Below are 19,747 nucleotides of genomic sequence, written 5' to 3'. Positions count from 1 at the left end.
GCGACCTTACGGGCGCCATGCCGCACGGCATCTTTGCCACGCGCGCCCGATGCCGCCCGCACAGTGTAAACTCCTGCTTGAGCCCGCCCTCCAGCCGTCTATGCTGGGGAAAACAGCGACATCCCGGGATAAAAATGGAACTATTCTTCTATCAGGCCACAATTTACCTTGCCGCAACGGTGATCGCGGTCCCCATTGCCTCCCGCCTCGGGCTTGGCTCGGTGCTGGGCTATTTGCTGGCGGGCATCGCCATCGGTCCCGTGCTCGGGCTGGTGGGCTCTGAAACCCGCGATCTGCAGCATTTTGCCGAATTTGGCGTGGTGATGATGCTGTTTCTGATCGGGTTGGAGCTGGAACCACGCGCCCTGTGGGATATGCGCCACCGGTTGCTGGGCCTCGGCGGGCTGCAGATCGTGGTGACGGCGGCACTGATCACCGCCGCGGCGCTGGCGTTGGGGCAGAGCTGGCAGACCGGGCTGGCGCTCGGCATGATCCTGTCGCTGTCCTCCACTGCAATTGTGCTGCAGACCCTGTCAGAAAAAAGCCTGATGCAGACCAGCGGCGGACGTTCCGCGTTTTCGGTGCTGCTCAGCCAGGACATCGCGGTGATCCCGATGCTGGCGCTGATGCCGCTGCTGGCCAGCGCGCCATTGCGCCAGAGCCTGCAGAGTGGTGAGGAATATGAAAGCAGCATGTCGCTGGTGGCTGGCCTGCCCGCCTGGGGCGTGACTATGGTGACACTTGGCGCAGTGGCAGTGATCATCTTCGCCGGCATCTATCTGACCCGGCCACTGTTCCGCTTTATCCATGCCGCCCGCCTGCGCGAACTTTACACCGCATTGGCGCTGCTTATCGTGGTGGGTATTGCGCTTTTGATGACCGCGGTCGGGTTGTCGCCGGCGCTTGGCACTTTTCTCGCCGGGGTGGTACTGGCCAATACCGAATTCCGCCACGAGCTGGAAAGCGACATTGAGCCGTTCAAAGGCCTGCTGCTGGGGCTGTTTTTCATCACCGTCGGCGCGGGGATAAATTTCAGCCTGCTGCTGGCAGAGCCGCTGGTGGTGCTGGGGCTGACCCTGGCGCTGATCGGCGGCAAAGGCGCGGTTTTGTTTGCCCTTGGGCACCTGTTTAAGCTGCGTGGCCGCAACCACTGGCTGTTTGCGCTCTCGCTGGCCCAGGCCGGTGAGTTCGGTTTTGTGCTGGTCTCCTTTTCGCTGCAGCAAGGCGTGCTGACCACGGCTCTGGGCGAGATCACCCTGCTGGTGATCGCGCTGTCTATGCTGCTGACACCGCTTGGTTTTATCCTGTATGATCAGTTGTCGCGACGCCTGCGCGAGAGCAGCACCGGCCTGCCAGACGATGAGATCGATGATCAACAATCCATCATCATCGCCGGCATCGGGCGTTTTGGCCAGGTGGTGAACCGGCTGGTCCAGGCCTCGGGCTTTAAAACCACGGTGCTGGACCATGATCTGGCGGCGATTCAACTGATGCGCCGCTTTGGCATAAAGGGATATTTTGGCGACCCCACGCGGCCGGAACTGCTGCACGCAGCCGGTCTGCCCGAGGCCGATGTGCTGGTCATCGCGCTGGATGATCCAGAGGCCTGCCTGCGTCTGGTGCGTTTTGCCCGTGCCTCAAGACCCGATCTGTTTATCATTGCGCGCGCCCATGACCGCACACATGTCTATCAGCTCTACCAGGCCGGCGCAGACAAGATCGTGCGCGAGATGTTTGACAGCGCCATCCGCGCCGGCCGTTACGTGCTGGAAGAAATGGGGCTCAGCGAATTTGAGGCCGCCGGCACCAGCCGCGCCTTTTACCGTCACGACCGGGAATCACTGCGCGAACTTGCGACGGTCTGGGATCCGGATGTGCCGATGGTGGAGAACCAGGACTATGTGGAACTGGCCCAGGCGCTGAGCCGCGACCTGGAAGCAACACTTCTGGACCATCGCGCCCGAATGCATCAGCGCGCCAGTGATTCAGAGGATGCAGAGGAAGAAAACCCGCCGGATTCCGCCGCCCTGTAAGTGAGGGGGACAGAAACCGCGCATAAAAGTCCGCAGGTATGGGCCGTGGGGGGCCATCATAGGCGCGTTGGCGTGGCGCAAATCACTATGCCCCCGAAGAGGAAAGAAGGGGGTGCAAAAAAGGAGGGCGCGTGGCCTGTGGCCACGCGCCCTCCTTTTTTGCACCGCGCGCGCTTGCGCGCGCCCCCGCCCTCAGGCAGCGCTCAGGCGTTTTCAGCCGGCGGCAACACCGGCTTCGGCAAAGGTCGCCATACCACTGTGGCAAGCGACAGCGCCTTTCAGCACGCCGATCGCCAGGGTGCCACCGGAACCTTCGCCCAGCCGCATGCCCAGCGACAGCAGCGGCTCTTTGCCCAGCGATTTCAGCACGTTGATATGGGCGGGTTCGGCCGAAACATGGCCCGCCACACAATGGTCCAGCGCGCCAGTGACCTCGGCGTCCAGACAGGCCGCCGCCGCAGAACAGATATACCCGTCCAGGATCACCGGGATGCCGAGTGTGCGCGCCCGCGCAATCGCGCCCGCCATACCGGCAAGCTCGCGCCCCCCGAGGCAACGCAGCACTTCAAGCCCGGTCACACCCGCGTGCAGCGCCACGCCTTCCGCCACTACCCGGGCTTTGAGCGCCAGACCGGCGTCATCCACCCCGGTGCCACGCCCGACCCAGTCGGCCGCTTCGCCGCCATAAAGCGCCAGTGAAATCGCCGCAGCGCAGGTGGTATTGCCAATACCCATTTCGCCGGTCACCAGCAGATCCGCCTCCGGGTCCACCGCATTCCAGCCCGCCAGCAGCGCCGCGGTAAATTCGGCCTCACTCATCGCCGCAGTGGTGGTGAAATCCGCGGTCGGGGTATCGAGCGCCAGAGGCACCACCGACATCGCAGCGCCAAAACACTTGCTCAGCTGGTTGATCGCGGCGCCACCATGTTCAAAATTCGCCACCATCTGCACCGTGACCTCGGCGGGAAACGCCGACACCCCGCGCGCGGTCACCCCGTGGTTGCCGGCAAAAATGATCACCTGGGGCGCGTTGATCTGTGGTGTCGCCGTGCCGCGCCAGCCCGCATACCAGATCGCCAGATCCTCCAGCCGCCCCAGCGCGCCCGGTGGCTTGGTCAGCTGTCCGTTGCGCTCTTCGGCCGCATCCACGGCCGCGCCGTCAGCCGGTTTGATCCCGCGCAGCAGCGCTGCAAATTCCTGTTGGTTGCTAAAACCCATCCCGTGTTCCATTTTCTGTCTTAATTCGTTGTCGGACGCCTGGCTATTGTTTACCCCTGTGGCCAGGATTTCTCCAAGACGAAAGCGCCGTGCAGATGATAAATGACGACAGGTTCCGCCCCGAGCTGCGCGATATACTGCGCGCCACCTCGCTGCTGTCCCGCCTGCCACTGCCCCATGCCACTGAGCGCGCCGCCGAGGCCGCCTGGGCCTGGCCTCTGGTCGGATTGCTGCACGGGGCGATTGCAGCGGCGCTCGCCGCGCTGCTGCTGGCGCTTGGGCTGCCGGCGCCGCTGAGTGCCGGGGTTACTCTGGCGGTCCTGGTCGCGATGAGCGGCGCTTTGCACGAAGACGGGCTGGCCGATTGCGTCGACGGGTTCTGGGGCGGCTGGGAGCGGGCGCGCCGGCTTGAGATTATGAAAGACAGCCACATCGGCGCCTACGGGGTGATCGCGCTGGTGCTGTCGCTGCTGCTGCGCTGGGGGGCTCTGAGCGCATTGTTTGCCGGCGGTTGGATTGTGGCACCGCTGCTGGCGGCAGGGGCGCTGTCGCGTGCCCCGATGGCGGTCCTGATGTCACGCCTGCAAAATGCGCGTGGTGAGGGGCTGTCGCGTCATGTGGGGCGGCCCGGCAGGAACACCGCCCACGCCGCGGTGCTGCTGGCCCTGCTGCTGGCCCTGCTGCTGCTCGGTCCCTGGAGCGCAGCGGTCACCGCGGCGCTGGTGGCGCTGTCCGCGTTTGGCTGCGCCCGCATTGCACAGGCGAAAATCGGCGGTCAGACCGGCGACGTTCTGGGCGCGACACAACAGATCAGTGAAATCGCCGCACTTCTGGCGCTGACCACCCTGCTCTGACCCTGCTGTACCGACAGCACAAGTATTCTGCCCGCTCTGGTCCTCTGACGGTGCTGGTGGACTGGCAGCTCTGGGCTGGGTCGCGTCCAGCGCCATCCGCACAAAAAACCGCCGCAGCCCCGGGGCCACGGCGGTTTTCTTTTTCAGTAATCCGGCCCGGGCCAGTGACAGCATCCTGGTGCAAGGTCAGGACCGGCTCAGCTCAGCTCAGGTCAGACCGGCCTGGCTCAGGCGGCGATGCGCGAGATCAGAACATCACCGACTTTTTTCTGGGCGCTGCTCTCATCTGTGCCGCCAACGGCAGCGACTTCACGGGTCAGACGCTCAAGCGCCGCTTCATAGAGCTGGCGCTCTGAATAGCTTTGCTCGCGCTGATCGTCGGTGCGGTGCAGGTCGCGCACCACTTCTGCCAGAGCGATCAGATCTCCGGAGTTGATCTTCTGTTCATATTCCTGGGCGCGGCGCGACCACATGGCGCGTTTGACCTTGGCCTTGCCTTTGAGCGTGTGCATCGCCCGGGCAATCTCTTCCGGAGACGCGAGGCCGCGCATGCCCACATCGGTGGCCTTATAGGTGGGCACCCTCAGGGTCATTTTGTCTTTTTCAAAGGAAATGACGAACAGTTCCAGAGTGATCCCGGCAATTTCCTGTTCTTCGATGGATACGATGCGACCCACGCCATGGGCCGGGTATACCACATATTCATCAGGGCTGAATTCGGGCTTCTTCGCTTTGCTCATACAGTCTTCTTCCTCGAAACGGCCGGCTTAGGGGCCGAAAATACCACCGCGGCGAAACGGGTTCCACCGGGCGGTTTGGGTTATATGTCGTTACATCTACCATTGGATCAGTGTCTGGTCCAAAAGATGTGCAACGGAACGTCCATTTTGATACGAAAGTATAACAAAAATATGGCCCCGGCGAAAGATCACCCGGGCCAATCAGGGTGTTTCACCTGTATAGTCAATGGCTTAACCTGCTTTACGCCGGTCTGACCGCCGCGATTCAACCCTAAGTTGGGCGAATCACCCGAATCATCCGCCTTCGCCCGGGGCCTCAGAGAAGTACTTGTCCAGCTTACCGCTCTCCCCATCCCGTGCTTCGGCGTCGGGCAGTGGTTCTTTTTTGGTGATGATCACCGGCCAGGCTTCGGAATATTTACGGTTGAACTCAACCCATTTTTCCATATCCGGCTCAGTGTCCGGACGGATCGCATCCGCCGGGCATTCAGGTTCACATACACCACAGTCGATACATTCATCCGGATGGATCACCAGGGCGTTTTCACCTTCGTAAAAACAATCCACGGGACAGACTTCCACACAGTCTGTGTATTTGCATGCGATGCAGTTATCGGTGACGACATAGGTCATTTGACGTATCCTGTCAGAAAATTCACCGCCTTGCTAAATCAGCGCGGCCATTCATTCAAGCGCCTCTGGCCTGGAAAGACGCGCGTTTCGCCGATCTTTTGCGGAGGGCCGGCCTTTTCCTTCAAACCGGGGCGCTGGCGGAACATATTCCCGTTCTGGCGTCTGGTCGGTATACAGCGCCTGGGCTTCCGGCGCCGGTCCGCGCCGTTTGCCAATGGCCTCCAGCCGTATGATGCGGGTGTCACGTCCCTGCAGGAAGGTCAGCACATCGCCGGGCACGACATTATGCGCTGGTTTCAGCACCTTGTCGCCATTGATGCGCAGATGCCCGCCGGTGACCACTTTGTTTGCCAGTGCGCGCGTCTTGAAAAAACGCGCGAACCAGAGCCATTTGTCGACCCGGATTTTCTGGCCAGGCGCGGGCGCCTGACCGGAAGCATCCGGGTGATATGCGGTGGGACCGCTCAACCCTTGTCCTTCAGCCCCATCAGCGCTGCGGCAAAGGGGTTGTCGGGATCAATCGGCTTTTCGCGCCGGGGGGGCCGGGCTTCGAACTTTTTCGGTTTGTCGCCACGGGGACCGTCGCCGCGTTTGCCACCCTGTTTGCCACCAGGCTTGCCGCCGGGTTTACCACCCTGCCGGCCACCGGCTTTGTCGCCCTGCTTACCGCGACCACGGGGGCGTGCGCCCTCGCCTGCGGCGTCGGCATTGCCCTGACGGCGTCCACCACCGGCACGGCCACCTTCGCGGCCGGCATTGCGGCGGTTGGCGCGACCACCCCAGGTAAAGGTAAAGAAGCTCTCCAGCTCCACCTCTGCCGCAGGTTCGGCCGTCGCTTCGGGCGCAGCTTCGGCTGTTGCGGCTTCTGCGTCTGCAACTTCTGCTTCGGGTGCAACTTCTGCTTCGGGTGCAACTTCGGCTTTCGCCTCTTCTGCCACCGGTGCTGTCTCAGCAGCAGCGTCCGCAGCAGCCTCGGCAGGCGCTTCAGCAGCCACGTCAGCCACAGTTTCCGGCGCTGCTTCAGCAGCAGTCTCAGCCGCAGCTTCCGGCGTTGCTTCAGCAGGCGCTTCAGCCGCAGCTTCAGCAACAGTCTCAGCTTCCGGCGCGGCTTCAACGGCAGTCTCAGCGCCAGCTTCAGCCACAGCTTCAGCAGGTTTGTCCGCCGCGGCTGCCGCTTTCACTTTCGGGCGCTCAGATTTTTCCGCTTTATAACCCAGGCCACCCATAAGATCGGCGAACTGCTCCAGCGTCATGCCGGTGATCGACAACATATCCGGGTTGGCTTCAAAACCACCACGGCTGTCCTCGGAACGCAGCATATCAGCCAGCCGTTCCAGCATATCGATGCGAATCGCCCGCGCCCCGGCCAGACGATAGCCGGACATGGTGTAATAGCCGTCATCGGCGCCAGTAACGGCGGGAATGGTCACCAGACCCGGAGGCGGGCTTTCGGCGAATTCAGCATGGCCAGAGGCAAGCCCCCAGAGCACCAGACGCAGACGGGTCGGAGCGGGTTTCAGCAGCAGCGGCATGAAGATGGTGAACTGACCAAAGCGCACACCGTGTTTGCGCAGCGCGCCCCGGGCGTCCTGATCCAGCTCTTTCACTTCCGTGGCGATCTCATCACGTGTCAGCACGCCCTGAGATTCGACCAGACGGAAGGCAAAACCACGCGCCAGACCGGTCAGGGTCTCGTCGCGGCTCATCGCCAGCAGCGGTTCAAACGCGGCGGCAATTTTGCGGTCGATGAAGTGCTGCAGGCGGCGTGTGACCTTTGTAGCAACGTCTTCGCCGGCTTCTTCGTCGACAAAAGCCTGCACCAGAGGTTTCATCGGCTCCGCACCAGGCACCAATTTGCCCACCGCATGTTCGCCCCACATCAAGCCACCCTGTTCGGTGAAATCGATCTCGGTATCGGGCGCGTTATAGAACCGGTCTGCGCGCAGATGGAACTCGGGTTTCAGCGCGAGCAGGGAAGCCTGCCGCAGCGTTTTGGCTTCTTCCTGGTTGGCGGTTTTATCCTGGCTGAACCGGAATCCGTCAAGACGGCCGACGAATTCGCCTTCGACCATCACTTCACCTGTATCGTTTACGTTGGCCACAAGGCCCTCCTTCTGCTTCAACCGCCGAAGCAGAACGCTGGTCCGCCGGTCAACAAATCTCTGTGTCAGACGCTCATGAAGCGCATCAGATAAACGGTCTTCTACCGCACGGGTGGCCTCGCGCCAATGGGCTTCATCGTCAACCCACCCCTTGCGTTGCGCAACGTAAGTCCACGTGCGGATATAGGCAAGCCGTTTGGACAGGGTATCAATGTCGCCGTCCGCACGGTCCAGCCGTTTGACCTGGGCCGCCAGCCAGTCGTCCGGCACCCGGTTCACGTCATATAGGAACGTATAAATCTGCTCCAGCAGCGCCGCATGTTCCCCCACCGAGATGCCGCGGAAATCCGGAATGCGACAGACATCCCACAGCCGCTTCACATCACCCGGGCTGTTCACCCGGCCGGTGAGATCATCGGAGCCCGTCAGGAACTTCAGCGCCCCCAGATCATCGGCCATACGGGCTTTGACCAGCAGACTGTCATCGGGCCCGCGTTCAAGACTGCGGATCAGCGTATCCACCGTGCCAAATTCCAGTCGCGGATTGCGCCATTGCAGCTTTTTCACCGGCGAAAACCGGTGCTCGGTGATCGCCTCGGCCATCTCATCGCTCAGGGGCCGCGCTTCGCCGGTGACCCCAAAGGTGCCGTTGGACATATGACGCCCGGCACGGCCGGCGATCTGCGCCAGCTCGCTGGCGTCCAGCGGCCGCATGCGGCGGCCGTCAAATTTCACCGTGGCGGAAAACGCCACATGGTCTATGTCCAGATTAAGCCCCATGCCGATGGCGTCGGTCGCCACCAGGTAATCCACGTCGCCATTCTGGTACATTTCGACCTGGGCGTTGCGGGTGCGCGGGCTTAACGCCCCCATCACCACCGCCGCGCCGCCCTTTTGCCGGCGCAGAAGTTCCGCAATGGCATAGACATTGTCGACCGAGAACCCGACGATGGCTGAACGGGCCGGCATGCGGCTGATCTTTTTGGACCCGGTGTAACTCAGCTCTGACAGGCGGTCGCGGCGCATGAACTGCGCTTTGGGCAGCAGCTCCGCAATCACCGGGCGCATGGTGTCGGCGCCCAGAAACAGCGTTTCATGGGTGCCACGCGCGCGCATCAGACGGTCGGTAAACACATGGCCACGCTCGGGATCGTTGCACAGCTGGATCTCGTCTACCGCGAGGAAATCGGCGCCCATGCCCTCGGGCATCGCTTCCACCGTGCAGACCCAGTAGGCGGTGCGGTCGGGCACAATGCGTTCTTCACCGGTGACCAGCGCCACCACAGACGGGCCACGCACCGCGACGATGCGATCATAGACCTCGCGCGCCAGCAGACGCAGCGGCAGGCCGATAATGCCACTCCGGTAGCCAAGCATACGCTCGATTGCATAATGGGTTTTGCCAGTGTTGGTGGGGCCCAACACGGCGGTGATCCGCCCCAGATCCGCCATGTTCCGTCTTCCTTCAACAGCGCCTAAAGCGATGTGCCATCCAGCCCGGCTTTAAGCCGCGCAATGGCACTTTCTAGGCCGTCCTGCCCCGGATGTATAGCCTGGACCTTCTGCCACATGTCCAGTGCATCCTGTGGATATCCCAACTCTTCCAGAATCACCGCCAGGCCTGAAAGCGCGCCAAAATGGCGCGGCTCCAGCGCCAGAACCTGTTCAATATCTGCGATGGAAGGCCCGTATAGCCCGGCGAGGAAATAGGCGGTGGCGCGGGCGTTCCAGCCCTCTGGGAATTCCGGCGCATGGTCAATCAACGCGGTGAAATGTTCAATCGCAGCCGGGATATTGCCGGCGTCAAGCGCGTCGCGCCCGCGTTTAAGCAACAGATCCATCGCCGCGGAGCCCGATTGCGACCATTCAAACCAGATTTCATCCGCCAGCCGCCGCGACTCACGCCCTTCCGCCACCGCCAGATCGCCAAACAACTGATCCAGCCGGTCACTTTCCGCCAGCGCTGCTGTGGAAATCCAGACAGAGAAGGCACCTGCCGTAACGATAAGTTTGAGTATATGTGTCAGAGTAATCATAATCAGACTAACTGTAACGTTGCCCCGGCAAATATCCAGCCTCGGGGAATCACAATTACAAGAGAGACACCGATATGAGTGCTGTTATTGACGCCGCCATCAAAGCCCTGAGCGAAAAAGTGGACGGCGGGTTTGACGGATCCGCCAAGTTCGAAATCGAAGGCGAAGGCGCCATTGTTATTGACGGCGCCGGTGTGCGTGCCAGCGATGATGACACCGATGTCACCCTGACCGCCGATGTGGAAACCTTTCAGTCGATGATGGACGGCGAGCTGAACCCGACCGCGGCCTTTATGCAGGGCAAACTTTCCATCGACGGCGACATGGGCATGGCCATGAAGCTCGGCGCCATTCTCGGATAATACATCACATGAAAGCCGCGCCCCTGATCAACACCGCGCCCGGGCTGACGCCTGCCCCGCTGTATAACGAGCTTGCTGAAGGGCCCGACGGCGGCGCGGCATTCTGGATCACCACGCCGGACGAGGTGCGCATCCGCATCGGCGTCTGGCCGCTGCAGGGCGCCAAAGGCACTGTACTGCTGATGCCCGGACGCACCGAATACGTGGAAAAATACGGCCGCGCGGCGCAGGATCTGCGCGCGCGCGGCTATGCCACGGTGGCGATTGACTGGCGCGGCCAGGGGCTTGCGGACCGCGCGCTTACTGACGAAATGACCGGCTATGTCGACTGTTACCTCGACTATCAGACCGATTTGGAGGCGGTGCTCGCCGCCCTGCCGGCGCTGGAGCTGCCCGGGTTTGATGCCGGCAAACCGCTGTTCCTGCTGGCGCACTCTATGGGCGGTGCCATCGGCTTGCGCAGCCTGCATGGCAAACACCCGTTCCGCGCCGCCGCATTTTCCGCGCCTATGTGGGGCATCCTGCTCGCCGACTGGCAACTGCCGCTGGCCAACCTGGTGGGCCGGATCACGCGCGGCACACCGCTGGACCGGCGCCGGGTGCCCGGCTCTGCACGTGAAACCTATACGCTGGACGTTCCCTTTGAGGACAACCTGCTGACGCGCGACCGCGGCATGTGGGACTATATGGTGCGCCACGGCACGGCACAGCACGCGCTGACACTCGGCGGCCCTGCGGTGCGCTGGGTGGCCACCGCGTTGCGCGAAACTGCGCGTCTGCGCGCCATGGCGCCGCCCGACCTGCCCTGCCTCACGTATCTCGGCACCAGCGAGCGCATCGTTGCCACCCGGCCGGTCTATGATCTGATGGGCAATTGGCCCGGCGGCACGCTGGTAGAGGTCCCTGGCGCCGAACATGAGATCATGATGGAACTGCCCGAGGTGCGGCAGGACTTTTTTGACCGGATCACCGGGCTTTTTGACGCAAATTGCTAGCGCCAACAGACTTTCACGAGCTCTTGCCTTGAACCCCGGTGCCTGGCGTGCCTATCTCTGGACAAGAGTATTATCGTGAAAGGTCTTAAGCCCATGCGCAGCACACCCACCCCCGCCTTCGGCCCTGATACCACTGGTGGCACCGCAAAGCTCGGCACCCTGCCGCAATGGGATCTCAGTGATCTCTATACCGCGCCGGACGCGCCCGAATTCAAACGGGATCTGGACTGGCTTGAAACCGCCTGCGGCGCATTTGCCGACGATTTTGACGGCAAACTGGCGACACTGGACGCGGAAGGGATGCTCGACTGCGTCCTGCGTTATGAGAAAATCGACATGGTCGCCGGCCGTATCATGTCCTACGCCGGGCTGCGCTATTACCAGAACACGCTGGATGCCGACCGCGCCAAGTTCATGTCCGACGCGCAGGAGAAGATCACCGCCTTCACCACGCCGCTGGTGTTTTTCAGCCTCGAAATCAACCGCATTGAGGATGAGGCAATCAATACGCTGTTTGCCCAGAGCGACGCGCTGAACCGCTACAAGCCAATCTTTGAACGCCTGCGCGCCATGCGCCCCTATCAGCTGTCAGACGAGCTGGAAAAGTTCCTCCACGACCAGTCCGCTGTCGGTGCTGCTGCCTGGAACAAACTGTTTGATGAAACCATCGCCGGGCTGAGCTTCACCGTCGACGGCGAAGAGCTCAACATCGAAGGCACCCTGAACCTGCTGTCCGACAAAGACCGGGATCAGCGCGAAAAAGGCGCGCGCGAACTGGCGCGGGTGTTTGGCGCCAATGTGAAAACCTTTGCCCGGGTGCACAACACGCTCGCCAAGGAAAAAGAGATCGAAGACCGTTGGCGTGGCATGCCCACGCCGCAAACCGGGCGTCACCTCTCCAACCATGTGGAACCCGAGGTGGTCGAGGCGCTGCGCAACGCGGTGGTCAAAGCCTACCCGCAGCTCAGCCACCGTTATTACGAGCTCAAGCGCAAATGGCTCGGGCTCGACGTGATGCAGGTCTGGGACCGCAACGCGCCGCTGCCAATGGAAGACACCACGCTGGTGAGCTGGGAGCAGGCCGAAAAAACGGTGATGGAGGCTTACGGCGCCTTTCACCCCAAAATGGCCGAACTGGCGGAGCCGTTCTTTAACCGCGGCTGGATTGATGCGGCGGTGGTGCCGGGCAAAGCGCCGGGCGCCTTTGCCCACCCCACCGTCACCGACGTGCACCCCTATGTGATGCTGAACTACCTTGGCAAACCGCGCGACGTGATGACGCTGGCCCATGAGCTTGGCCACGGCGTGCATCAGGTGCTGGCGGCGGGCCAGGGCGAGTTGCTCGCCTCCACGCCGCTGACACTGGCGGAAACCGCTTCGGTCTTTGGCGAAATGCTCACCTTCCGCAAGCTGCTGGACGGCGCCAAAACCCAGGAGCAGCGCAAAGTGCTGCTGGCGGGCAAAGTTGAGGACATGATCAACACCGTGGTGCGCCAGATCGCGTTTTATGATTTTGAGTGCAAGCTGCATGACGCGCGCCAGGCCGGCGAGTTGACGCCGGACGACATCAACGCGCTTTGGATGTCGATACAGGGCGAAAGCCTCGGCCCGGCGTTTGAATATATGGACGGCTATGAAACCTTCTGGGCCTATATCCCGCATTTTGTGCACTCGCCGTTTTATGTCTACGCCTATGCCTTTGGCGACGGGCTGGTGAATGCGCTGTATGCGGTCTACGAGGAATCCGGTGCCGAGTTCCAGGACAAGTACTTTGACATGCTGCGCGCAGGTGGTTCCAAACACCACAAAGAGCTGCTGGCCCCGTTCGGGCTGGATGCCACTGACCCGGCGTTCTGGGACAAAGGCCTCTCGATGATTTCTGCCATGATCGATGAGCTGGAAGCGATGGAATAGGCGCCGCTACGCATCAGTTACTCACCTGCCCGGAGAACCTCCCGGGCGCACAAAAGCGGGCCACTGGCCCGCTTTTTCCGTCCAGACCGCCCATATGACCTGATCTGCAGTCTCTGCCCGCCGGACAGGTGTATTTAACCGCAGCCCCGCCCCGCGACCCGATCTCTTTACTGCCACCCGCTGCTGATCCGGACCTGCCCCTTCTGGTCGCCATCGCACGTCCGCGTCACCCCCTCTGCCCAACGCTGCTGCTTCGGAGCCGCCCATCGCCGGGCCTGAAAGAGAGGCAAAGGCCGGGCGCTCAAGACAAACCGCGGAGGCTCCGCCCGCACTTGCGGGGGGAAACCGCTGTTTTTCTTGAACGGCGGGCCGCCGCGCCTCAGGCCAGACAGCGATGGGTGGCTCTGAAGCTGCTGCTTTGGTGAGCCCGGAGCGCCTTTTTCTGTTTGGGTGTCCCGCGCAGGCTCCCCGGCGCGCACTAACACCCGTCCGGCCCTGCAAAAACCCGGGAAAGGGAATCCGACGCCCCCCTGCCTTAACGCCGGCTCAGGGCCATCTGCGCCAGGGGTAAGGTTTCTCTTCACTGGCGCCGGTCAGGAACAACACCGCCCGCGCCGTCCAGCGCGCCAGCGAGATACCGAATGCGGTGATATTGTCGTTTTTCTCGCCGGCAAACAGCATCCAGCCGAATTGAATCAGCGCCGCAACCAGGGTGACAAAGCGCGCCACTGACAACAGGAAGGCGACGACCAGCATCCACAGCCCGCGCATCCACACCCCGTCGCGCGGCTCAAATATCTCCGCATCCCGCTCAAAGCCGTCATCTTCGTCTTCAAACCTGTCCATGGGATCGCTCATTGGCTCTCTCCTTGTTTTCCCGAATGTTTGCCCATTTGTTTCTCCGTCTGTTTCTCTGCTTGTTTCTCTGCCTGCAACTCTGCCCGCGTCTCCGACTACACATCTGCCCGCGTCTCTGGCCGTATTTCTGTGGCTGAGGCATCCAGAAACACCCGGTCAATCATCTGCTGGCTGCCGCGCGCATCTTCCAGCGTCCAGCCATACCCCACGCCGCTCAGCGCAGAGCGGCCAAAGGCCTCCACCTGCAATACATACTGGTTCACCCCGGGATAACGCGTCTCCTCGCGCACGCCGTTGCGCTCCACCACCAGCGTGGCCTGGTCGTAGACCCCGGCATTGAACGGCGCCCTGAGCTCGATCCAGCCCTGGGTGCCGTGAAAACTGATGCGCTGATACTCCGCCATATTCATGCTGGTGAGCGACGAATAGGTAAAGCCGTCAAACCGCCCGGTCACATGGGCCAACAGATCGACACCGCCACCTGGCTTGCCATCGCCCGTGCCGCTCCAGCTGACATGCGCCGCCGCCAGCGTGTCGGGTTCAAGCCCGGTGGCCAGCCGCACACCGCCAAAAGTATAAACCCCGATGTCGCGCAACCCGCCGCCGCCCAGCGCCGCCTGGTTGCGGATATTGCCCGCCTCGCGCAAATTAAAAGAAAACACCGCATCCACATGTACCAGATCGCCGATCCTGCCCGCCTTGATCAACTCGCGAACCTGCAGCCATTGCGGGTGGTGCGCGATCATAAACGCCTCCGCCGCCAGCAACCCGGTGCTGTCGCGCAGCGCAATCAGCCCGTCGATCTCAGCGGCTTTCAGGGCCACCGGTTTTTCCACCAGCACATGTTTGCCCGCCTGCAATGCTTTGCTGGCCCACTCCACATGCAGATGATTTGGCAGCGGGATATAGACCGCATCTACACCCGGGTCGGCCAACAGCGCATCGTAATCTTCATGCACCCGTAAATCAGGACAGAACGCCTGGAACGGCGCCGCTTTAGCCGCGTTGGATGTGGCCAGCGCCACCAGCCGCGCCCCGCGCGCCGCATGGATCGCCGGCGCCATATGTTCACGGGCAAATTTCGAGGCCCCGAGTATACCCCAGTTCAGTGTTGCACTCATGGCTGTCGCCTCCGCTGCGGATGTTGTGGCGCAGGTTAGCGCCAACATCGCATCCTGACCAGCGCTCAAACCGGCGCCCCCCCTTGACCTGACCGCTACCCCGGCCCTCAGCGTCGCCCGGGGCATGGCGCCTGCACCGCCTGAGATCAGCGCACCGCAGCCGGCCAGCCCCCAACGGGCCCCGACAGACCCTTCACAACACAGGCGCCAAACGACAAAACCCGGACCATTGGCCCGGGTTTGTGAATTTGCAGGGTTGAGCACCAATGCGCGACAGGCTTACACCTGTTCCAGAATGCCTTTATCTGCCGCCAGTTCCTGCATGCGTTTCTGCAGTTTCTCAAAGGCGCGCACTTCAATCTGACGGATACGCTCGCGGCTGACGGAATATTGCCCGGACAGCGTCTCCAGCGTCACCGGCTGATCTTTCAGACGGCGCTGCATCAGAATATCTTTCTCGCGCTCGTTCAGCACATCCATCGCCTGCATCAGCAACTCGTGCCGGGTCTCCATTTCGTTTTTGGCCTCGTAATCTCCGGCCTGATCGGCGTCTTCGTCTTCCAGCCAGTCCTGCCATTGCGCGCCGGCATCGTCTTCGCCGCCCACCATCGCGTTCAGCGACGCGTCGCCCCCGGCCAGACGCCGGTTCATCGACACCACTTCTTTCTCGGTGACGCCAAGCTCTGTGGCAATGCGTTTGACGTTTTCCGGCCGCAGGTCGCCCAGTTCCAGCGCGCCGATTTTGTTCTTGGCTTTGCGCAGATTGAAAAACAGTTTTTTCTGCGCGCTGGTGGTGCCCAGCTTGACCAGAGACCAGGAGCGCAGCACATATTCCTGAATGCTGGCGCGAATCCACCACATGGCATAGGTCGCCAGCCGGAACCCTCTTTCCGGGTCAAAGCGCTTCACCGCCTGCATCAGACCCACATTGGCCTCGGAAATCACTTCCGCCTGAGGCAGACCATACCCGCGGTAGCCCATGGCTATCTTGGCGGCCAGGCGCAGGTGGCTGGTGACCATCTTATGCGCGGCGCCGGAATCTTCATGATCCACCCAGCGTTTGGCCAGCATGTATTCTTCTTCCGGTTCCAGCATCGGGAATTTACGGATGTCCTGCAGGTAACGGCTCAGCCCCTGTTCCGGGGATGGTGCGGGCAGATTGCGATAATTACTCATGTGTGCTCCCTCAAACCGCCAATGTATCGCGGCTTAACATAATCTGGTGACGCTAACAAAACTTTCAAGTCCTGAAGCATATTTATCTGTTGAAAGTGTACTTAAAGAGTTTCCGCCGCAGTGGAACCCGCACAGGCGCACATCTCACGTGCATGTGTGCGATGTTTCAGGATCCGGGCGGTTTTGGCGGATTCTGTCCTGGCTTTGTAACAATTGCCTTCACAGGCCGCGCCCATGGCAGGCTGCCCGGCGGAACCTGGGCGCCATATCACTTACGCTCTGTCCCAAAGAAACCTGCACCATCCGGTCAGGAGAGCTGCAGCGAACACCGTCTTCGTGAAATCGCACGTGCACATCTCTGATGTGCAGCCCCTTCCCTCTCGCACATGGGAAAGGGGCTCATGCACCATCCAGTCAGGAAGGGGCAGTCAGGAAGGGGCAGTCAAAACACACATCTCGCGCCCGACCCTGACCGGGCACCCCCAATGCACCCCATTTCAAGGCAATCCCGTTTGCACATCTGTGATGTGCAGCCCCCTCCTCCCCCAACAGGGCAGGGGCTCATGCGCTATGCGGTCAGGGCAGCACCAGTGCTTATTCAAAGAAGTGGCATCCGCGCCGAAATGCCACGCCAGGTGCGGTCACCGCCACCGTGACGGCGGCGAATGAACCATCCTGTCAGCCGCGCGATATTTCCAGCGGGTCGCGCAGCGGCCTCACGGCCGCTTCTGGCGCAGAACCTCGACCAGCTCGGCCATATCCGCGGGCAGCGGTGCTTCGAAACTCATCATCTCACCGCTGACCGGGTGTTCAAAGCCCAGCATCGCCGCATGCAGCGCCTGGCGCGGGAAAGACGCCACCGCCGCCAGCGCCTTATCAGTGATCGCTTTGGCGTTCAGCTTGCGCTTGCCGCCATAGGTCTGATCGCCGATCAGACAATGGCCCGCATGGGTCAGATGCACCCGGATCTGATGCGTGCGCCCGGTCTCCAGCCAGCATTCCACCAGCGTCGCCACCGCCGGGCGGCCAAAACGTTCGACTTCGCGCGACCGGGTCACCGCGTGACGGCCGCCCTGAAACAGCACTGCCTGGCGCTGCCGGTCATGTTTGTGCCGCGCCAGCTGGGTGGTGATGCGCATGATGTTGGAGCCTTCAAAGCTTACGCCTTTCATGCCGCGCAGCCGCGGATCGGCAGAATCAGGCACCCCGTAAACAATGGCGGCGTATTTGCGCTCTACCGTGTGTTTTTCAAACTGTGCCGCCAGGCCGTGATGTGCCTTGTCCGACTTGGCCACCACCAGCAGACCCGAAGTATCTTTGTCGATCCGGTGCACGATGCCGGGACGTTTTTCGCCGCCCACACCAGACAGGCTGTCGCCGCAATAATGCAACAGCGCGTTGACCAGCGTGCCGCCCGGGGTGCCAGGCGCCGGATGCACCACCATGCCCACCGGCTTGTTGATCACGATCAGGTCGTCATCCTCATAAATCACATCCAGCGGGATATCTTCCGGCCCCATATGGCTTTCCGCCGCCTCTTCAATGGTGATGACAAACTCATCGCCCTCGGAGGCTTTGGCACGCGGCTCGGTGATCACTTCACCGCCGCGCGAAATCGCCCCGTCTGCCAGCAGCTTCATCAGGCGGGAGCGCGACAGTGAAGCCTCCGCTGGCACATCCCGCGCCAGTGCCTTATCAAGACGCGCGGGCGGGTTTTCGCCAATAATCACGGAAAGGGTTGAGGACATGAACAGCGCTCCTGAGCAGCACGCCGAAGAGGCGCCGGTGAGATTCCTTCGCAGACTGGTCACGACTCTGACCATCACGATGATTGCCGGGCTTGTAGTGCTGATTGCACTGTTTGTCATCCGCTTCCCGCTAACAAGCCGCACATCGCCCGCTTTGCCGTCCGAAATCACCCTGCCAGACGGCGTTTCAGCCCGCGCGGTGACCTTTGGACCCGACTGGTACGCGGTGGTAACGACGGACGAGCGCATCCTGATCTTTGGCCTGGACGGCACCCTGCGCCAGGACATCGCGGTGAAATAAGACCGGCCGGGCCAATTGCCCCCTGCACCAACGGTCCCGCGCCGCTCACAATCTTGACATCTTGCGCGGACTAGAATGATTTGGAGTTGTGCTAAGATTTTACTGGGAAATTGGAATTGAAAATTGTGGAAAACAATCTTGATTTTATAGTCCAGTTGAAGCTTGAGAAATATGCGAACCATGATCGAAAAATGCTTCTGGATGTAACCTCAGAATTTGTTGACCAAGTCGAGGAGACATATGGTTTTTTCAAAGATTCAATTCACGGCTTTAACATGGTTTTTCAGCGAACACCGGACAGTACCAACGCGGCTTTTTTCGGGCGAGAAGATCCCAGAAAGGGCAAGACGAAGATTCAGCATCGCGCAACCCAATCTCAAGTAAAACAAAGAAACAGCTTAGAAGGCGCCAACAGGAAAATGGCATTTCATACACTGATTGCCCAAGTGTATATGCTGCGGGACAATAAGTATCGAAATTTGGTTTCAGTGGCACTGGGAGTCGAAAAAAATTAACAGCGACACGATGGATGCATTTCGACACATAAGAAACCATATCGCTCACAACAGTGGTATCATTCCCAAGCAAAAAAGTAAGTTGATGGCAATTCATAAAGTCCAGATATTTGGCAATTTAAAAATCGGTGACGAAATTGTTTTTACCAACGATGACGACGGAGTTTATGAAACAGTCAGAAGCGTAAAAATGGCTATGGATGAAATTGTTATAGCTGCTACCGAACACGATCCTGAGTATCGGAAAATTTGGTATTTGGATTGACGGACAACCGCATCTTTGGGCGAATTCGCGTCAACCATCCAAAAACGATCACGCGGTCATTTAACGCCAACAACAGTATTGGCCAGCGCTGATATTTTATTGATCGTTTGCTGTTGCCACTTCGTATTCAGAGTGGCGTCAAATTTCGGCCATTCCTCATTACGTCCAACGCTTTTTTTGTTTGCTCTTTGGCTCATTTTCGGTGCATTTTTCTACGGAATTTCGAATTGGCAAATTTGTTCGGTTGATGTGAAAGTAGAAAACCTGGCTTCAGCTTTTGGGCTTTCGTTTTCCGATCTTTTTCCAATCTTCGGGTTTCGCGGACTCTACTACGGGGATCAATTGGTGCTTTGAACTACCGTGACAAAAATCTTATCCGGGCTGGAGACTGTTAGCGGGTTTGTCTTGCTGTTTTTTCTAGGCCTTGGCCTGCGAAATCGATTTAGGTTGCGATGAGGGTTATCAGGCTCTCCAACCGTGTCTTTGAAACCTGCGACGCAATGATCCACCTCTGTTGCAAGACCTGAAAAGCTATGATGCTGAGGTATTAGGTCAATCGGAATTAGAACATTGTCTCATGGGGCAAATGATCCACTTGGATCAATTTGAGGACGCCGCCCCGTTCAAACTGTTCTTGCTCCGCGCACCTCAAAAGCACCTCCCGATCCGCGTCCATGTCGCCTGGCGCTATTTTGCAGCGATTCTGAGAAACGAATGGGTTGTCGGCTGAGGACCTTTAGGTAGATGGCGATTGGGCAAAGACTGAGGCTGCGGTGTTTCGAGACCCTCTTTCGGGTAAGTCCAACTGGTGTTGCCGGCCCATAGCGGAAGTGCGCAATCACTGCGGCTAATGGCTGGTTAGTGCTCACTCTACCG

Annotated in this window: 20 protein-coding genes; 10 read left to right on the top strand and 10 right to left on the bottom strand. The window is 60.5% G+C overall.

The window, feature by feature from the left end; genetic code table 11:
- The first annotated feature begins 134 nt into the window (after window positions 1–134).
- Window positions 135–2,033, top strand: a complete 1,899-nt coding sequence (locus DWA01_RS04500; RefSeq protein WP_114284560.1) for a monovalent cation:proton antiporter-2 (CPA2) family protein — start codon at window positions 135–137, stop codon at window positions 2,031–2,033.
- 213 nt (window positions 2,034–2,246) lie between these two features.
- On the opposite strand, the gene cobT is transcribed toward DWA01_RS04500, so the two are convergent.
- On the bottom strand, window positions 2,247–3,251 hold the full coding sequence (gene cobT / locus DWA01_RS04495; protein WP_114284558.1) for a nicotinate-nucleotide--dimethylbenzimidazole phosphoribosyltransferase: 1,005 nt from the start codon (window positions 3,249–3,251) through the stop codon (window positions 2,247–2,249).
- Window positions 3,252–3,346: 95 nt separating this feature from the next.
- Here cobT and cobS point away from each other — a divergent pair, with 95 nt between their 5' ends.
- The gene (gene cobS, locus DWA01_RS04490) at window positions 3,347–4,105 is read left to right on the top strand and encodes an adenosylcobinamide-GDP ribazoletransferase (RefSeq protein WP_114284556.1); all 759 of its coding nucleotides are present in this window, start codon (window positions 3,347–3,349) and stop codon (window positions 4,103–4,105) included.
- 227 nt (window positions 4,106–4,332) lie between these two features.
- Here cobS and DWA01_RS04485 read toward each other — a convergent pair whose 3' ends face one another.
- The 5 genes from DWA01_RS04485 to DWA01_RS04465 form a co-directional block, all read right to left on the bottom strand.
- Window positions 4,333–4,845: a CarD family transcriptional regulator gene (locus tag DWA01_RS04485; protein ID WP_114284554.1), complete on the bottom strand. Its 513-nt coding sequence runs from the start codon at window positions 4,843–4,845 to the stop codon at window positions 4,333–4,335.
- 294 nt (window positions 4,846–5,139) lie between these two features.
- Complete coding sequence (gene fdxA, locus DWA01_RS04480; RefSeq protein ID WP_114284552.1) at window positions 5,140–5,478, bottom strand: ferredoxin FdxA; 339 nt, start codon at window positions 5,476–5,478, stop codon at window positions 5,140–5,142.
- Between the two features lie 51 nt (window positions 5,479–5,529).
- Window positions 5,530–5,946 carry an RNA-binding S4 domain-containing protein gene (locus DWA01_RS04475; RefSeq protein WP_114284550.1) on the bottom strand — a complete coding sequence of 139 codons (417 nt, stop codon included), beginning with the start codon at window positions 5,944–5,946 and terminating at the stop codon, window positions 5,530–5,532.
- Window positions 5,943–9,032, bottom strand: coding sequence for a helicase-related protein (locus DWA01_RS04470; protein ID WP_114284548.1), 3,090 nt, complete (start codon window positions 9,030–9,032; stop codon window positions 5,943–5,945). The genes DWA01_RS04475 and DWA01_RS04470 overlap by 4 nt, the downstream gene beginning before the upstream one ends.
- Before the next feature lie 23 nt (window positions 9,033–9,055).
- The gene (locus DWA01_RS04465) at window positions 9,056–9,616 is read right to left on the bottom strand and encodes a tetratricopeptide repeat protein (RefSeq protein WP_114284546.1); all 561 of its coding nucleotides are present in this window, start codon (window positions 9,614–9,616) and stop codon (window positions 9,056–9,058) included.
- A gap of 74 nt (window positions 9,617–9,690) precedes the next feature.
- Between DWA01_RS04465 and DWA01_RS04460 the strand changes: the two genes are divergently transcribed.
- The 3 genes from DWA01_RS04460 (at window position 9,691) to DWA01_RS04450 (ending at window position 12,887) form a co-directional block, all read left to right on the top strand.
- Window positions 9,691–9,978 (top strand): SCP2 sterol-binding domain-containing protein, encoded by a 288-nt coding sequence (locus DWA01_RS04460; protein WP_114284544.1) that lies wholly within the window; start codon window positions 9,691–9,693, stop codon window positions 9,976–9,978.
- A gap of 8 nt (window positions 9,979–9,986) precedes the next feature.
- Window positions 9,987–10,973, top strand: a complete 987-nt coding sequence (locus DWA01_RS04455) for an alpha/beta fold hydrolase (protein ID WP_114284542.1) — start codon at window positions 9,987–9,989, stop codon at window positions 10,971–10,973.
- A 93-nt stretch (window positions 10,974–11,066) separates the two neighbouring features.
- The gene (locus DWA01_RS04450) at window positions 11,067–12,887 is read left to right on the top strand and encodes a M3 family oligoendopeptidase (RefSeq protein ID WP_114284540.1); all 1,821 of its coding nucleotides are present in this window, start codon (window positions 11,067–11,069) and stop codon (window positions 12,885–12,887) included.
- A 546-nt stretch (window positions 12,888–13,433) separates the two neighbouring features.
- On the opposite strand, the gene DWA01_RS04445 is transcribed toward DWA01_RS04450, so the two are convergent.
- The 4 genes from DWA01_RS04445 to DWA01_RS04430 all read right to left on the bottom strand — a co-directional run bounded on the left by DWA01_RS04445 (window position 13,434) and on the right by DWA01_RS04430 (window position 17,790).
- The gene (locus DWA01_RS04445; protein ID WP_114284538.1) at window positions 13,434–13,745 is read right to left on the bottom strand and encodes a DUF4389 domain-containing protein; all 312 of its coding nucleotides are present in this window, start codon (window positions 13,743–13,745) and stop codon (window positions 13,434–13,436) included.
- Between the two features lie 95 nt (window positions 13,746–13,840).
- The gene (locus DWA01_RS04440; protein WP_114284536.1) at window positions 13,841–14,866 is read right to left on the bottom strand and encodes a Gfo/Idh/MocA family protein; all 1,026 of its coding nucleotides are present in this window, start codon (window positions 14,864–14,866) and stop codon (window positions 13,841–13,843) included.
- A 279-nt stretch (window positions 14,867–15,145) separates the two neighbouring features.
- The gene (rpoH, locus tag DWA01_RS04435) at window positions 15,146–16,042 is read right to left on the bottom strand and encodes an RNA polymerase sigma factor RpoH (RefSeq protein WP_114284534.1); all 897 of its coding nucleotides are present in this window, start codon (window positions 16,040–16,042) and stop codon (window positions 15,146–15,148) included.
- Between the two features lie 716 nt (window positions 16,043–16,758).
- Window positions 16,759–17,790 (bottom strand): RluA family pseudouridine synthase, encoded by a 1,032-nt coding sequence (locus DWA01_RS04430; protein ID WP_114284532.1) that lies wholly within the window; start codon window positions 17,788–17,790, stop codon window positions 16,759–16,761.
- On the opposite strand from DWA01_RS04430, the gene DWA01_RS04425 reads away from it, so the two are divergent.
- From DWA01_RS04425 to DWA01_RS22890, 5 genes are all read left to right on the top strand, one after another.
- On the top strand, window positions 17,789–18,091 hold the full coding sequence (locus tag DWA01_RS04425) for a DUF6476 family protein (protein WP_114284530.1): 303 nt from the start codon (window positions 17,789–17,791) through the stop codon (window positions 18,089–18,091). The genes DWA01_RS04430 and DWA01_RS04425 overlap by 2 nt on opposite strands.
- Before the next feature lie 116 nt (window positions 18,092–18,207).
- Window positions 18,208–18,606, top strand: coding sequence for a hypothetical protein (locus tag DWA01_RS04420; RefSeq protein ID WP_114284528.1), 399 nt, complete (start codon window positions 18,208–18,210; stop codon window positions 18,604–18,606).
- Between the two features lie 10 nt (window positions 18,607–18,616).
- Window positions 18,617–18,871 (top strand): hypothetical protein, encoded by a 255-nt coding sequence (locus DWA01_RS04415; RefSeq protein ID WP_136057663.1) that lies wholly within the window; start codon window positions 18,617–18,619, stop codon window positions 18,869–18,871.
- Between the two features lie 15 nt (window positions 18,872–18,886).
- Entirely contained in the window at window positions 18,887–19,225 is a 339-nt protein-coding gene (locus tag DWA01_RS22895; RefSeq protein WP_136057662.1) for a hypothetical protein, read from the top strand.
- A gap of 160 nt (window positions 19,226–19,385) precedes the next feature.
- Window positions 19,386–19,601 carry a hypothetical protein gene (locus DWA01_RS22890; protein WP_136057661.1) on the top strand — a complete coding sequence of 72 codons (216 nt, stop codon included), beginning with the start codon at window positions 19,386–19,388 and terminating at the stop codon, window positions 19,599–19,601.
- Window positions 19,602–19,747 lie beyond the last annotated feature (146 nt).

The organism is Candidatus Halocynthiibacter alkanivorans (genome assembly GCF_003333265.1).
Taxonomy (GTDB): domain Bacteria; phylum Pseudomonadota; class Alphaproteobacteria; order Rhodobacterales; family Rhodobacteraceae; genus Halocyntiibacter_A; species Halocyntiibacter_A alkanivorans.
The sequence above is the reverse complement of the archived record's forward strand: the minus strand, read 5'-3'. Positions and strand labels throughout refer to the sequence as shown.